The sequence below is a fragment of the Acinetobacter sp. ANC 4910 genome (genome assembly GCF_004331035.1).
Taxonomy (GTDB): Bacteria; Pseudomonadota; Gammaproteobacteria; order Pseudomonadales; family Moraxellaceae; genus Acinetobacter.
Genome location: NZ_SJNT01000009.1, coordinates 48,094 through 63,033, shown reverse-complemented (window position 1 = coordinate 63,033; position 14,940 = coordinate 48,094). Strand labels below are relative to the sequence as shown.

The 14,940-nt window shown below is 40.8% G+C and carries 13 protein-coding genes; 4 read left to right on the top strand and 9 right to left on the bottom strand.

What is annotated here, in order from left to right; genetic code table 11:
- Positions 1 to 12 precede the first annotated feature (12 nt).
- Complete coding sequence (locus E0H82_RS11265) at positions 13 to 885, top strand: LysR substrate-binding domain-containing protein (protein ID WP_131264833.1); 873 nt, start codon at positions 13 to 15, stop codon at positions 883 to 885.
- A 177-nt stretch (positions 886 to 1,062) separates the two neighbouring features.
- Here the strand turns inward: E0H82_RS11265 and E0H82_RS11260 are convergent, their stop codons facing one another.
- The gene (locus E0H82_RS11260) at positions 1,063 to 1,998 is read right to left on the bottom strand and encodes a LysR family transcriptional regulator (protein WP_131264831.1); all 936 of its coding nucleotides are present in this window, start codon (positions 1,996 to 1,998) and stop codon (positions 1,063 to 1,065) included.
- An 89-nt stretch (positions 1,999 to 2,087) separates the two neighbouring features.
- On the opposite strand from E0H82_RS11260, the gene E0H82_RS11255 reads away from it, so the two are divergent.
- Together E0H82_RS11255 and E0H82_RS11250 are read left to right on the top strand one after the other, a co-directional pair.
- Complete coding sequence (locus E0H82_RS11255; protein WP_131264830.1) at positions 2,088 to 2,732, top strand: alanyl-tRNA editing protein; 645 nt, start codon at positions 2,088 to 2,090, stop codon at positions 2,730 to 2,732.
- Positions 2,729 to 3,367 (top strand): LysE family translocator, encoded by a 639-nt coding sequence (locus E0H82_RS11250; protein ID WP_131264828.1) that lies wholly within the window; start codon positions 2,729 to 2,731, stop codon positions 3,365 to 3,367. The genes E0H82_RS11255 and E0H82_RS11250 overlap by 4 nt, the downstream gene beginning before the upstream one ends.
- Positions 3,368 to 3,730: 363 nt before the next feature.
- Here E0H82_RS11250 and E0H82_RS11245 read toward each other — a convergent pair whose 3' ends face one another.
- The 8 genes from E0H82_RS11245 to E0H82_RS11210 form a co-directional block, all read right to left on the bottom strand.
- Entirely contained in the window at positions 3,731 to 5,485 is a 1,755-nt protein-coding gene (locus E0H82_RS11245; RefSeq protein WP_131264826.1) for a tannase/feruloyl esterase family alpha/beta hydrolase, read from the bottom strand.
- Positions 5,486 to 5,517: 32 nt separating this feature from the next.
- Positions 5,518 to 5,910 carry a PaaI family thioesterase gene (locus tag E0H82_RS11240; protein WP_131264824.1) on the bottom strand — a complete coding sequence of 131 codons (393 nt, stop codon included), beginning with the start codon at positions 5,908 to 5,910 and terminating at the stop codon, positions 5,518 to 5,520.
- Positions 5,911 to 5,964: 54 nt separating this feature from the next.
- Positions 5,965 to 6,501: a DUF3237 domain-containing protein gene (locus E0H82_RS11235; RefSeq protein WP_131264822.1), complete on the bottom strand. Its 537-nt coding sequence runs from the start codon at positions 6,499 to 6,501 to the stop codon at positions 5,965 to 5,967.
- 52 nt (positions 6,502 to 6,553) lie between these two features.
- A complete protein-coding gene (locus tag E0H82_RS11230; protein ID WP_213073963.1) occupies positions 6,554 to 7,807 on the bottom strand; it encodes an OprD family porin in 1,254 nt (417 codons plus the stop codon).
- An 82-nt stretch (positions 7,808 to 7,889) separates the two neighbouring features.
- Positions 7,890 to 9,029, bottom strand: coding sequence for an acyl-CoA dehydrogenase family protein (locus tag E0H82_RS11225; RefSeq protein WP_131264820.1), 1,140 nt, complete (start codon positions 9,027 to 9,029; stop codon positions 7,890 to 7,892).
- A 74-nt stretch (positions 9,030 to 9,103) separates the two neighbouring features.
- Positions 9,104 to 10,990: a feruloyl-CoA synthase gene (locus E0H82_RS11220; RefSeq protein ID WP_171458287.1), complete on the bottom strand. Its 1,887-nt coding sequence runs from the start codon at positions 10,988 to 10,990 to the stop codon at positions 9,104 to 9,106.
- 76 nt (positions 10,991 to 11,066) lie between these two features.
- Positions 11,067 to 12,518, bottom strand: coding sequence for an aldehyde dehydrogenase (locus E0H82_RS11215; RefSeq protein ID WP_131264965.1), 1,452 nt, complete (start codon positions 12,516 to 12,518; stop codon positions 11,067 to 11,069).
- A gap of 86 nt (positions 12,519 to 12,604) precedes the next feature.
- Positions 12,605 to 13,438 carry a p-hydroxycinnamoyl CoA hydratase/lyase gene (locus E0H82_RS11210; protein WP_131264816.1) on the bottom strand — a complete coding sequence of 278 codons (834 nt, stop codon included), beginning with the start codon at positions 13,436 to 13,438 and terminating at the stop codon, positions 12,605 to 12,607.
- A gap of 255 nt (positions 13,439 to 13,693) precedes the next feature.
- Here E0H82_RS11210 and mhpT point away from each other — a divergent pair, with 255 nt between their 5' ends.
- Positions 13,694 to 14,920 (top strand): 3-(3-hydroxy-phenyl)propionate transporter MhpT, encoded by a 1,227-nt coding sequence (mhpT, locus tag E0H82_RS11205; RefSeq protein WP_131264814.1) that lies wholly within the window; start codon positions 13,694 to 13,696, stop codon positions 14,918 to 14,920.
- Positions 14,921 to 14,940 lie beyond the last annotated feature (20 nt).

The window sequence follows — 14,940 nt, the reverse complement described above, 5'->3', positions numbered from 1 at the left end:
TGGACAGCGCAAATGTCATTGGAAATTCGTTGGATTGAGGATCTACTTGCTTTAGAACAAGAAAAATCCATCTCAAAAGCGGCCGAACTCAGACATGTAACACAATCTGCCTTTACACGCAGAATTCAAGCTATTGAAGATGCTTTAGGTTTTCAAATTTTAAAACGCTATAGCAAAAATGTTGACTTTACGGATGCCGGTCAAATTCTGTTATCATCGGCAAAAAATATACAAAATCAATTAGATACAACAATTAAGTATTTGGAAAAAAATATTAAAAACAATGAGCTTTCTATCAAGTTCGCAGTATCTCATTCACTCATTACCCAATTTTTCCCCAACTTCATTCACAATTTATATACAGATATTAAAGATCTACAACTTGAAATTATTGCAGCCAATATGAAACAGGGCATGCGATTATTGAAAGAAGGTTCATGTGATTTCTTAATTTGCTATTGTGATGAAGAAACTCTAAAACAGTTAGACCATGCAATTTTTGCATTTCATAAAATTGTGAAAATGGAAATTCTTCCTGTGGCTTCTGCACGTGATAAATACGAAAAATACAGTTTAGATCAACATTTTCCTTTGCTGTCTTATAGTAAGCAAGCTTATTTAAGAAAATGCGTTGACCGTGAAATTGAAGATAAATTGGATTATCGAATTTTATATGAAACAGATAATGCTGGAGATCTAAAAGCTTTGGTTTTACAAGGACTAGGCGTTGCTTGGTTACCTAAACTTTTAGTAGAAGAAGAAATTTCTGAAAATAAATTGCGTGTCTTAGATGGTTATCACTTCTTCCAAGATATTTATATTATTCGCAGTAAAGTTATATATTCTCAACGTATGGACTATATCTGGAATACTTTAATTAATTAATAATATTTAGGCATTGAATAAATAATTTTTTATCTGTTAAATTTTTATTTATTCAATGCCTAATTGTAATTTTTTGAGCGTAAATAACACACATAAATCTTTATTTTTTGTCGGGGTTCACATTTCTAAATTTCCCCCAACGATTGCTTTACCGTACAACTTTTTGAATGTTTTTTATCAATCTGGTCTTAACAATGTGGGTTCTTGTTCCAATTTTTGAGCAAGAAATTCAATCAATACTTTTAGTTTTGGTGGCAAATGTTTTGTCGCTGGGTATAACAGCCATGCTCCACCACTATAATAGGTTTTAAAATACCAGTCTGGCAAAACTTGAATTAACTGCTTATTTTTCATTACTTTATTTGCTACAAAGAACGGTAAACTGGCAATTCCAAGATGCTGTAAAGCAGCCTCAAGTCGTACTCCAGTATGATTCGCAGCGTAGCGACCTTTGACATGGACTGAAAGGCTTTTATTTCCTTGTTGAAATTTCCATTTGGAATCAATTGCTTGTTCACCCAAATAGATACACTGATGTTCTTTCAAATCATGTGGGTGCTGAGGTGTACCAAACCTTGATAAATACTCAGGGGTTGCACAAATTACATGATCTATTTCTAAAAGTTTCCGCCCCATCAAACCATCATGCGGCTTTTCCGTAATACGAATAGCAAGGTCAACTTGATCTTCAATTAAATCAATGTATCGGTCTTCTAAAAGCAGTTGAATATCAATTTTAGGATAAAGTCTTAAAAATTCAGGCAAATAGGGATGAATAAGATAATGTCCAACTGCTTTAGGCACACTCATTCGAATTTGACCTTGAGGCTCTGAGTGGAATTTTTCTGAACTTTCCATCACAGCTTGAGCCGCATTGACCATATCTAGACATCGCTCATATACGGCTTGCCCACTTTCACTTATACGTAACTTACGGGTTGTTCTTTGTAGTAGTCGAGTCCCTAACGCTTTTTCTAGACGTGAAATCGCTCGACTGATTGCAGAAGGCGTTGTTCCAAACTGACGTGCTGTTTCAGAAAAACTGCCTGTTTCAACCACTTTTACAAATGTCACCATTTCATTCAGTAAGTTTAAATTTTGATTTGTGCTCATGAGGCAAAAGTTATTTGATAATTTTCTAGATTATCACCCCATAGACAAAGTTATACAATTTTTTCATATTTAGATACTGTTGTTATTTCATGGTAAAAAATCTTTATTTATCTGGTGTTACTGAAAGTTACGTCGAAGTTGTGGCTTGTACTTTACTGGAAAATGGTCAATTTGAAATTAAATTAGAAAACACGCCATTTCATCCTCAAGGCGGGGGACAACCGAGTGATACAGGATATATTGCAGAAAGTGAAGTTCTGCATGTTGCATTTAAAAATGGAGCCATTGTTCATCTCTGTAAATGCGCTGTAGCCTTAGGTCAGGTATATGCAAAAGTTGATATTCAATCCCGTCAACTCCATAGTCGCTTACACAGTGCAGGACACTTAATTGGGCATATTATTGAAACTTATGGTTGGCAGCCAATCAAAGCACAACACTGGCCCAATGATGCAAAAGTACAGTTTTCAGCCACTGAAAAGAGTGAGCTTCTAGATTCTATTTATTTACAAACCCTGATTCAGATGTTTGTAGATGCTGATTTACCAGCAAAACTTACGCTTAATGAATCTGGATTTCGTGAAATTCAGTTTGGTGAACTGAATGCTTATCCTTGTGGCGGCACACATGTCCAATCTTTATCTGAAATTGGTCCTGTCGACATTCTTAAAATGGAAATGAAGAAAGGGAAACTTTCTGTACATTATGCTTTAGCTACAGGTATTTCTGGATGAGTGTGTATTACCATGAATTTCTAACCTTGGCGCTCATACATTTTCTTGCAGTGATTATTCCAGGCCTCGATTTCATTATTAGTGTGCGGCAAAGTACTCAACACGGTTATCGAATCGGTTGTATGACAGCCGTGGGAATTGGTTGTGGCATTTCCGTTCATGTGTTTTATACCCTAATGGGGGTTGGACTGGTTCTGTCACAAAATCATATTTTCATGAGTCTTTTTCAAATAATTGGTGCCTTATATTTACTGTATTTAGGCTGGAATTGTTTGAAAGGAGGGTCTACACCAATTGAAATCAATATGGAGGCTGCTTCTGGACACATAAAAATGTCTTATCATCAAGCATTCATGACAGGTTTTTGGACCAATGCACTGAATCCCAAGGCAACCATTTTTTTCTTGGCCATTTTCACCAGCATAGTCAGTACAACTACACCTTTGTTCACGCAGATACTGTATGGCGGATGGATGTGTCTGGTGAATACTTTGTGGTTTATTGTTGTCAGTTTGATCTTTACACAACCTAAAATCAGATCAGGCTTTCTAAAATATAACTTTCTTTTAGAAAAAGTGATGGGGCTATTATTGGGCGCGATCGCAATACGGTTAATTTTAGGTGTTGAATTTTAATCATCAGCAAAGCTTAATTTTATGATAATACGATTTAAATCATCATCTTAAAAACAAAATAAAATTTTTATAATGCAACTAGGTGAGATGTTTTGAAGCACCTAGTTTTTCAATTTAGACTGTTTGATAAATGCGAACGAGAGTCTAAATAAGTCTAATTTTGGACCTTGAACTGACCCAATACAACGCTATTCGCTAATATCATTGGGTAGAAAGAACGCATGGGCAAGCATTTACAGCCATTAAAGTTGAATAATGTTTTACAGCTTTTAAATGGAATCGAAATGACAAGTTTTTTTGATTGATCGAAACAAAGAAAGAGCTATGTTTAACTCTTTCTTTATTTCTAAATACTTATTTTAATTACAATTTACAGCTAAAATTCTCGGCTTGCTCACTGTCGCCCTGACCGTTATAACGTGCAATCAAAGGATATGGACAAAGTGGACGAGTACGGTTTGCTGACCAATCGCTAGGCAATTCCATATTCACTTGCCCACTGGCATTACCTTGACCGCGTGCACCAGCAATAATTCGGTCTGGTGCCTGACCATATTCAACCCAGTTGACCAGTGCCTTGAGTGCGTCAAACTGATCGGTTGAGATGCCACCACGAGAGTGGTTCATACCCGGAACACGGAAAAATCGGACAAAACTCGGAGCATCGCCAGAGGCATTATTTTGATATTTGAACAGTAGCTTGTCATACCAGTTTTGTGTGTCATCCACTGAAAACACCCCGTCGGCCGTACCTTGTACCACAATCATTTTGCCGCCACGTTGATGTAACTGATCCAGACTTAATTCATTGGGCGGAATCATGAAAGACATAGCACTTTCTTGATAGGTTTCATTCGTTGCCGATAATTTTGCATAGTCCACGTCAAAATTAAAATTGAAGGCAAATTGTCGAGAGTTTTGTATCATGCTTGGATCTGGTGGAACCTGAAAAATAATCCCAACAGCCACAGGGTCACGCGCTGTCCCAACAGAAGAGTCAAACTTCCAACTGGCCCAATTACTGCCCACTAGTCCTGGATCAAAAGGTTGTGTGGCATATAATGCTTCACCACTCGAATTGACAGGACCACGATAGATATTCGCAAGTACGTCAATTTGATCTGTGCTTAAACAACTTCCATCACGCTCAACTGCACACACAGGCACATCACGATGAATATCAAAAGCAGTGCGACAAGCTTCTACATCTTGAACTAAGCCATCGTTAACACCATCTAAACCATCACATTGACCTAGAATGGCTTGTGCAAGAACTTTTCGTTCCGATAGCGTAAGGGCTGTACTCAAATCATTTTCATCCGTAGCCACACGGCGCAATTGTTGTGCGGTATAGAGTTGAGCTGCAGCAGCACGTGGTAGATGGAAACCCGGGGTACTGGCGAGAATGCCATCATACTGATCTGCCAAACGGGTTGCTGCCATCATGGCATGGCGTCCACCGTTTGAGGTTCCACCTGCATAAGAACGGTCTGGGAGTTTTCCATAAGCAGCTTGAATTAGATTTTTTGCCATGGGGGTGAGTTTGGTAATTGCACCGTAACCATAGTCTATTCGAGCTTGTGGGTCTAATCCGAACAATGGATTTTGTGAAGCATTGTGTCCAGCATCAGATGAAATAACAGCAAAACCATCATGCAGTGCATTGGTCAATGGGCCACCGCTGCCCACTTGCCCCGTAGCTGTGGCAATATTGCCATCGGTTCCGCCATTGCCTTGATAAAGAAAGCGGCCATTCCAGTCTAGTGGTAAGCGCATTTCAAAACCAATTTGATAGCTTTGGCAATCAACAGGGCTGACCCGCGGGTACATGTAGCCTGTAATACGACAGTGTGCCGCAATATCTTGACCTGCAACTTTTAAGCTACCTGCTGCTTCTAAGCTTGCAGAAGTAATACTGGTGTTTGCATATTTAAACCCTTGTAAATCCGCGCATGCACCTTTTAAGTTGGTTCCGACGGCTGGAGAAAGTTTCGGAATTGTAGCTGTGGCTTGTGTGGTATTTGAGCTGTCATTATCGCCACAGGCTGAAAGACCAACACATAAGGTCAATACACTTAACGGTATGAACCAATTTTTTTGTTTTAACTGCTTTTGCATGATTGAAGTTCCATATCAAACAATGTCGTAGGTTAGGGGTTAAGTACCATAAAATTTGCAGTACTTCTGGCAATAAGTTTCTGGTTTTGCCATGCTTCGCTTTCAATATTGAGAATGACTTTGCCTTGCTTGATAAAGCGACATTTGGTGAGTACCGTACCGACCAAGCAAGGGCGTAAAAAATCCATCGTGAGATTAATGGTGGTGGCAGGTGTTTGCTGATTGGCCAAATAGGCAAATAAACCCATCACATCATCCAACATGGCGCAGACCATGCCACCTTCTACGCTGCCTCTAGGGTTAGTAAAACTGTCGAGTGCCACGTAGCTAATTTCTAGTTCAGTTTGATCTGCATTCCATTGAATGTTATGACCTCCCAGAAGACGATGAATTGGGGGAAGGTTTGTTAAAGTGTTTGGGGTCATAATGAAAGATCCATTTCTCGAATAATGCCTAAAAGATAGATAGAGCTTCGATGCTTATTGCAGCGTGTAAGCATCATAAATTACGGCTTTACCTAAACGCATAGCACTCCCTACGGCTACCGTTTGGTTCAACCAAGCATATTTGGGTGAGCTGGTTTCAAATTGCATGGTGATTTTGAAATAGTATTTGTTCGGATCGACATCTTGACCCTCTGCAAGTTGTTTCAATACTTCGGTTGATCCATGTCGATAACCTTTGGTTTGAAGATAAATCAACGCGCCATCTTCAGTTTCAAGTAAGTATCGAGTGTCAATGATGGCAAGACCTTTGCTATCGACAATTTGCCAGTCGGCACCATTATTTAAAATGCGACCTTTAAACGCGTTGCCTACAAATGATCCACCCGTGATTGGAATAATGCGGCGTTTGCCACTATCACTGGTATTTCCCAGCTCCCAAACGGGCGCATTCAGATCGACACTAAAAGTAGCCAAAGGTTTAAGATGAAGCGGTGGTGGTTGATTGTATGTTTCAGCTTGAGCGAAGGTCATCAAACTTAATCCAAACAACAGTACCAAGACTTTTTTCATGAATTTCCCCTAAAAAAATGGAGGTTCTGACCCATGCAGAACCTCCATTTGCTTATTTAAACTTCCATGTGTAATCGATATTGATGCGTGTTTCGTTGGATGGTTTAATGTTGGCAGTAGAGAGCATATTGTTGTCATACATCGCGTAGCGAGCACGTAAACCCAGATTTTTTAATGGCCCGTTTTGTACCGTATAACCAATATCAAAATCAGTTTCATGTTCTTTTAAATCGGTTCCACCCAGTTTTGGCGCATAAATATTGTCCCCTCTGGTGTAACGGGTCATAAAGCGTAAGCCCGGTACATAGTTTTTGAAGTCGTATTCATAACGTAAGCTATACACATGCTCTTTAGGGTTCAAAAACTCCGCAGGCCAAGTGTCAATTAGCAGTCCCGTTTCTCCTCCAGTTAAGTAAGGAAATGCGGTGTCACCGCTATGATGGAAAGTCGCCAAAATAAACTTATGGTTTTGATGTTTGTATTCAAAATAGGCATGAATCAGATCATTATCCACTAAACCTGCTTTGGCTTGACCTTCATCACGGCTGCGGTAGTAACGCAATTGTGAACTTAAATTATTGTTCTCATTGAACTTATGATTGTAGGTAACCCCAAACATAGATTGGTCATATAAGTCTTCGACATTCATATAAAAACTGGTGAGTTTAGTATTGGGAATGAGTTGGTAATGACCTCCCAAATAATAAAGTCCATCTGTTTCTGCACTTTTAAAGCGCCCATTTACACCTGATATTTTAATGTTTTCGTAATTGCTTGAATCACGATGATTGACCTGATCAATATAAGCCGATTGAAAATCCAGATTTGGAATATCTTTCGATTCTAAAGAAATCCCGCGATAGGTTTGTGGCAACAAACGCGCAGGTGAGGCGACCAGTACAGGATTCATTGGTCGAAGTGTTCCAACCTTTAATTCGGTTTTACTGATTTTAGATTTACCTGTGACTCCAATTTCTCCATAACTTGAAGCAGGTTCATTGGTCACAGTATCTCGTGGTAAGTTTCCTGTTCCTGCATAATCTGCACTGGCATTCAGTTTAAACCCAGCCGTCGCTAATATATCCAAGCCAAAACCAACTGTTCCTTCGGTATAGCCCGAATTGGCTTTTAGAATAAAGCCTTGCGTCCAATCTTTGGCGGCAGGGTATTTAGATTGTTCTTGATAATCACGATCAAAATAAAAATTTCGTGTGGTTAAGTCGACCGTGCTGTTATCAATAAAGCTACCTGCAAATACTGAGCTGGAGAGCATAAGGGTAGAGTACATCCATAATTTAGACTGCATTGCATTTCTTCCTGAAATATCATTGTTGTTTTACATTCAGACCTCGGTCCGAGGTCTGTTCTTCATTTCTTGTTTAAACGAATTATTTTCCGAGTAATTCACGCGCGACAATTTCTTTCATAATTTCATTGGTGCCGCCGTAAATTTTTTGTACACGTGCATCGACAAAAAAACGTGAAATCGGGTATTCCTGCATGTAGCCATAGCCGCCAAACAGTTGTAGTAATTGATCAATCACATCGCATTGGGTATCGGTAATAAAGCATTTCAAAGCAGCAACATGGCTGACGCTTAAAGCATCTCGACTGTATTGTTCCGCACATTGATCGACAAAAGCCTGAGCCGCTTTGGCCTTAATTTGTGTGTTGGCCAATACAAAACGCGTGTTTTGCATATGACTTAAAGGCTGACCAAAGGCTTTACGTTGCTGCACATAATCACTGGTGATTTCAATAGCGCCTAAAATTGAACCCAGAGCCATCATAGAAATACTTAAGCGCTCACGAGGTAACTCCTGCATCAGGTAGGAAAAGCCTTGACCTTCTTCGCCCAGTCTTTGGTTCTTAGGGACTTTGACCTGATCAAAAAATAACTCAGCGGTGTCTTGGGCATGGAGTCCAATTTTTTTCAAAGATCTGCCTTTTTCAACACCTTCTAATGCAGCATCAACCAGTAGCAAAGAAATGCCTTTTGCTCGCGCTTCAGGATTAGTCTTTGCCACCAATACAATCAGGTCAGCATGTATCCCATTGGAAATAAAGGTTTTTGAACCATCCACCAAATAATGGTCTTGATTCAGAATAGCTTGGGTGCGAATGGCTTGTAAGTCCGATCCTGCATTGGCTTCGGTCATGGCAATGGCTGTTACGACTTCACCTGTAACCATTTTGGGAAGCCAATATTGCTTTTGTTCTTCACTGCCTAAGTTTTGAATATATGGAGAAACCAGTTCATTTTGCCCTCCAATTGCAACGGCTAAAGAGGTAAAACCTGCTTGTGCAGTTTCCTGTACCAGCATCAGTGAGTAATGAACAGGTGCGCCATAACCGCCATATTCTTCAGGAACATCGACACATAAAAAGCCATTTTCTCCAAGCAGATTCCATAAGCATCTTGGAATAAGCCCGTCCTGTTCCCACTGTTCATAGTGCGGTGCGACATATTCTTTTAGAAAGCGTCGATAATTATCTCGAAACAGTTCAAATTCAGTATCTTGCTGCATACTTAACCTTTTTTTGGCAAAAATAAGGGTAAAGCCCAAAATAAATTGAGCTTTTTTACTGTTATTTCAGTGGTTTAGTTGTTTAAAGTTGGGACTCGAATAATCAGCGAATTCTCGGTCTGTTTTTGATACAACTCTTCAATTTTCTCGGCACGACGCTTAATGATATTGCCTTGATTAAGATTACCTTTATCGGTAACTTCACCCGCATCCAGTTGCGGCGCTTCAGTTTGCAGATACAGCATAGAGACGCGATTGGAACTTCCTGTTGCATCCTTGTTGTAGTGCATTAAAAATTGACGGAACCATTGCTGGATTTTTGGGTGTTTCAAAATTTCTTCAGCGCGATGTTCTGATAAAGACAGCCCTGCATATTCGGCACAAGCATCTAATTTAGGGAAAATCAAAAGGCCAATTGCATTTAGATTTGAACCAGTAATACAGACATCTTGAATCAGTCGATTGCCTTGAATTAAAACCTTATTGCGAAGGGTTCCGACATTTACAAACGTACCTGTATTGAGTTTAAAGTCTTCTGCAATACGGCCATCGTACATTAAGCCCTGAGTTGGATCATTGACATCAACCAAGCGGACTGCATCTCCAGTGTGGAAAAAGCCTTCTTCATCAAAAACGATGCTTTCTTGGTCTGCATTTAAGCGCCAATAACCTTTCATGACATGTTTACCACGGACACAGAATTCAAGTTTGTCGCCATAAGGAACCAATTTAATTTCGCAGCCCGGTGCTGGGTAGCCAATAAAGCCTGCCATAACACGCGGCCCTGTGGTAAACGCACAAGAGGGGGCTGTTTCCGTCATACCAAGCCCACTCATAATGCGGATTTTTTCACCACAATGTTGTTGTGCAATTCGGTCTAGTCGGTTCCAGCCTGCCTCGGATAACGCAGCACCAGCAAAAAACAAAATTTTTACTTTGGCAAAAAAACGATCACGCAGTTCAGCATCTTTTTCCAGTGCATCGGTGAGTTCTTCCCAGCCTTTGGGTACGTTTAAATAAACTGTAGGTGAAATTTCTTTTAAGTTTCGAATCGTTTCATCGAACTTACCTGCGACAGGTTTGCCATCATCAATATAAATGCTTCCACCGTTATATAAGGCAATACCGACGTTGTGGCTACCGCCAAAGGTATGATGCCACGACAACCAATCAAGCAATACTGGTGGTGTTTCTTCAAACTCTGGGAAGGTTTGTAACAACATTTGCTGATTCACGCTTAGCATCAAATGCGTGGTTGGTACAGCTTTCGGCAGTTTAGTCGAACCCGAGGTAAATAAAAACTTGGCAATTTGATGTTCATCTAAACGTTGATAATGCTCCTGCACATTCGTGACAGGCGTATCTAAAAGTGATTGAAATGAAGTGCAACTATGTTCACCTAGAATCCCTTTATTGGTAACAACTTCAATCTCCGTTTGGGCACAACTTTGAATGGCTTTGGCGAAGGCTTGACCGTCACTGGCATAGACCATGCCCGGAGTAAGCACGTCAAACACATGTTTGAGTTTGCCAAAATCTTGTGAAATCAGTGAATAAGCAGGGGATATGGCAGAAAATGGAACACCTGCCAACATTGCAGCCATCGATAAGGTTAAATGCTCAAGATCATTACCCGATAAAATAAGCAAAGGGCGTTGTTCGCTCAAATCGCGATTATGTAAGGCTTGGGCAATATGCCAGGCACGTTGTAAGGTGTCGGCATAACTGAGTTTGACCCACTCACCCTGAGAATTTCGTTTTGCCGCAAAAATATGTTCTGGTTTGGTTTGTGCAAAATGAATTAAGCGATCAGTCAGTTTTTGTGGGTAATTTTTAAGTTGTTCTTTAGGGTGAAGATACAAGACCTGATCTCGATAAACATAATCGATATCATGGCTCCCCAGTTTTACGAAGCGTTCGCGATCTTGTGATTGAGTAGCATTCATTTGCATTGGTTTCACTCCATGGAAAGCGCATCACTGCGCTTTAACTTTTGCATCATGCATTTTTATTGAATATTAAAGTCGGATCCAATTGTTAAATTGGATAATGACGCGGCTGTGTTTGTATGGTGATCCAACGCAATTCTGTAAATTCGGCAATGGATGCTTTACTCCCAAAGCGCCCATAGCCACTGGCTTTGGTTCCGCCAAAAGGCATCTGCGCTTCATCGTGCACGGTTGCACCATTAATATGGCAAATACCCGAGTCAATTTGTTTCGCCACATCTAGTGCTTGTGCAATATTTTGACTAAACACAGCAGCAGATAAACCAAACTCACTGTCATTTGCAAGTTTAATGCCTTCTTCAACACTGCTAAAACGTTGTACCGTGCACACTGGGCCAAAAGATTCTTCACGATACAGCAGCATGTCTGGATGAATATTCAAAACCAAGGTCGGTTGCATAGCAGTGTCTTGTACATGAATGCCAAGCGGTAAGTCAGCACCTTTGCTTTGAGCATCCTCTAGCAAATATTGAATGCGATTTGCTGCGCGTTGGCTTTCCAATACACCTAGTGCGTGCCCTTTAAATGTTGGATTTCCTGCATGAATGGTACGGGTCTTTTCAATCAGTTTTTCAATAAATTGATCTGCAATTCCATCTTGAACGAGTACGCGTTCGGTAGACATACAGATTTGCCCTTGGTTGAAGAACGCACCAAATGCAACCGCATTGACAGCTTCATCAATGTCAGCTTCATTAAGAACGACAACTGGGGCTTTACCGCCAAGTTCGAGTAGAACAGGTTTTAAGTATTTGGCTGCGGTTTCTGCAATAATTTTCCCGACTTTGGTAGAGCCAGTAAAATTAATTCGTTTGACCGCAGGGTGCGAGATCAAGCGTTCCACAATTTGTGGTGCGTCTTCAGCAGCATGAGTAATGACATTTACCACACCATCGCCAAGTCCTGCTTCATGCAACACTTGACCAATTAAACGCTGTGTTGCAGGGCAAGCTTCAGATGCTTTGAGTACCACAGTATTACCGCAGGCTAGTGGCATCGCCAACGCACGAGTCGGTAAAATTATAGGAGCATTCCAAGGCGCTATGCCGACTACAACCCCGCACGGAACACGGATCCCCATTGCCATATTGCCCGGCACATCGGACGGAATAAGGCTGCCATCCATTTGTGTGGTCATGGCTGCTGCTTCACGCAACATATTGGCAGCAAGCTGGACATTGAACCCATACCATGTCGCAGTTGAACCTGTTTCACGCATCCCAATTTGAATAAATTGATCCGTTCTGGCATCCATCAAGTCCGCTGCTTTGAGTAAACGTAAACGGCGTTCAGTCGGGGAAAGTTTCGACCAAACAGGAAAAGCCTTTGCCGCAGACTCTATAGCTAAATCGACATCTGCCAAAGTTGCCGCCGCCGCAATACTGGCGACTTGACCATCAATCGGGCTAATTCGTTCAAACGTCGCCTGATTCGATGCATCGACAGATTGCCCGTGAATCAGCAATTGCACCTTATGAATGTTTGATGTGTCTACAGATTCATCTTGTTTTAACTGTACATTGTGCATGGGTTGTATCCTTACTTAACCATTTTAAAAACCAGAAATTAGCCAGTACGCTTGTAGCTTTGTAAACCCGGTTTAATAGATTTTTCATCTAGGAACTGTTTCAGACCTTCTTGGCGTCCGCCTTCGGTATCGCGATGGTTACATTGATCTAACTTGGCATATAAATAGTCTTCATTTTGATCCCAAGTGAGTTCACGACAGCGTTTAAAGCCATTTTTAGCAGTACGCAATACCACAGGATTTTTCTCTAGTAAAATATTGGCAAGTTCAGTGACTTCTGCTTTAAGTTGAGCCAAAGGCACACTTTTATTGACCAAGCCCATATTTTCCGCTTCTTTTCCGCTAAAAGTCTTGCCCGTCATAATGTAATACAGCGAGGTACGGTGTCCAACGGTATCTGCCATTGCTTTACTGACCAAGTTGCCCGGTGGAATTCCCCAGTTAATTTCAGATAAACCAAAGGTTGCTTCGTCTGCTGCAATGGCTAGATCACAGGCCACTAAAGGAGAGAAGCCGCCACCGAAACACCAACCATTAACCATAGCGATGGTTGGTTTTGAATACATACGCAATAATTGCCACTGCCAGCGGCAAGAATCACGACGGATACGTTCTTGTACAATTTCTGGTTGGCTATCTACTTCACGGAAATATTCTTTCAAATCCATGCCTGCTGTCCAAGAGTCACCAGATCCTGTTAATACCAACACGCGAGCGTCTTGATCAAGTTCTAATGTTTCGAGAACATCAATCATTTCACGGTTTAATGTTGGGCTCATGGCATTTTTCTTTTCTGGGCGGTTAAAAATAACCCATGCAATACCATTTTCAATTTTTACATCAACAGTTTCCCAACGGTTTTCATATGTCATGTGCTTGCTCCTTGAATGACAGTCTGGTTGTTCTTCACTTAAATTAATATCAGTTAAACTTACATTCAAGTGTTTTTTGAATTATTTTGCATAAATTTTTTATATTATTGAAAAATATAATTAAAATATTTTTTATAAAAAATAAATGAATTTTGGTATTGATTTTTAAATCAGCCTAACTGATATTCTACAGGTGTTCGATGAACAGCACAAAACAACAAGATGTCATGGAAATATCAAAAGAAGGATTTAGTTATGGATAAAGTGCATCAGCCCTCGGGAAGGGCCAAACTCACTTTGCTGTTATGTTTTGCGATCGCAATTTTTGAAGGTTTCGATCTTCAATCTATGGGGGTTGCCGCCCCACGTATGCGTGCAGAATTTATGTTGGATAATGCCCACATGGCTTGGGCTTTTAGTGCAGCCATTATCGGAACCTTACCAGGTGCGCTTATCGGTGGGCGGCTTGCCGATATTATTGGTCGTAAAAAAGTATTAATTTTCAGCATCTTAATTTTTGGCGCGATGTCATTAGTGACTGCCTTTGCTGCAAATTATGAACTACTGTTAGCCATTCGTTTTTTGACTGGACTGGGTATGGGCGGTGCTTTACCAATGATGATTACCTTGGCATCAGAGGCTGTATCGTCTGACCGTAAAGGCACAGCGGTGAGTATTATGTACAGTGGTATTCCCTGCGGTGGCTTACTCACTTCTGTAGTTGCGATGCTTTTGTCTGGTGATGCAGAGTGGCGTCATATCTTTTATGTGGGAGGGATTGCCCCGATTTTATTAATTCCACTGTTGATGAAATTCTTACCTGAATCAACAGACTACCTAAAACATAAAACCCAATCGGCAACGCCTTTTTTGGAAGTGCTATTTGCTAAAGAACGAAGAATGTCGACGATTCAAATTTGGATCAGTTTCTTCTGTACGTTGGTGGTGCTGTATTTCTTACTAAATTGGCTGCCTCTATTGATGGGCGCTCAAGGCCTGACTAAGCTTCAAGCCAATTATGTGCAAATGGGCTATAACGTTGGTGGGTTTTTTGGCTCAATTCTAATGGGCATGATGTTAGACAAAATACGCATGAGTTTCGTGATTAAATTTATTTATCTCGGCATTTTGGTGTCTTTGTGTTGTCTGTCTTTTTCTCCAACCGTGGCGGTGCTGGCACTCTCAGCGGTGGGTTGTGGGTTATTTATTGTAGGTGGACAGTCTGCATTATATGGACTTGCTGCCATTTATTATCCAGCCGAAATGCGAGGCACGGGTGTAGGGGCAGCGGTTGCCATCGGTCGTATAGGGTCTTTTGCGGGTCCATTGCTTGCCGGTTTTTTACTGTCATTGGGGCAAAGTGCTACGATTGTGATTGGTTCAAGTATTCCAGTGATTCTGATCGCAGCAATTTCTGCCTTGATGCTTGTCAGAAAGCCTAAACAGCCTGTACAGTTAATACAAAGTACGACAGCTCGTTAAATACAAAGAAGTATGAGAGT

Coding starts and splice junctions, on each gene's coding strand:
- E0H82_RS11265 (WP_131264833.1), top strand. CDS start 13: ATGTCATTGGAAATTCGTTGGATTGAGGATCTACTTGCTTTAGAACAA.
- E0H82_RS11230 (WP_213073963.1), bottom strand. CDS start 7,807: ATGCAGTCTAAATTATGGATGTACTCTACCCTTATGCTCTCCAGCTCA.
- E0H82_RS11240 (WP_131264824.1), bottom strand. CDS start 5,910: ATGACCCCAAACACTTTAACAAACCTTCCCCCAATTCATCGTCTTCTG.
- E0H82_RS11210 (WP_131264816.1), bottom strand. CDS start 13,438: ATGACATATGAAAACCGTTGGGAAACTGTTGATGTAAAAATTGAAAAT.
- E0H82_RS11235 (WP_131264822.1), bottom strand. CDS start 6,501: ATGAAAAAAGTCTTGGTACTGTTGTTTGGATTAAGTTTGATGACCTTC.
- E0H82_RS11245 (WP_131264826.1), bottom strand. CDS start 5,485: ATGCAAAAGCAGTTAAAACAAAAAAATTGGTTCATACCGTTAAGTGTA.
- E0H82_RS11260 (WP_131264831.1), bottom strand. CDS start 1,998: ATGAGCACAAATCAAAATTTAAACTTACTGAATGAAATGGTGACATTT.
- E0H82_RS11255 (WP_131264830.1), top strand. CDS start 2,088: ATGGTAAAAAATCTTTATTTATCTGGTGTTACTGAAAGTTACGTCGAA.
- mhpT (WP_131264814.1), top strand. CDS start 13,694: ATGGATAAAGTGCATCAGCCCTCGGGAAGGGCCAAACTCACTTTGCTG.
- E0H82_RS11225 (WP_131264820.1), bottom strand. CDS start 9,029: ATGCAGCAAGATACTGAATTTGAACTGTTTCGAGATAATTATCGACGC.
- E0H82_RS11250 (WP_131264828.1), top strand. CDS start 2,729: ATGAGTGTGTATTACCATGAATTTCTAACCTTGGCGCTCATACATTTT.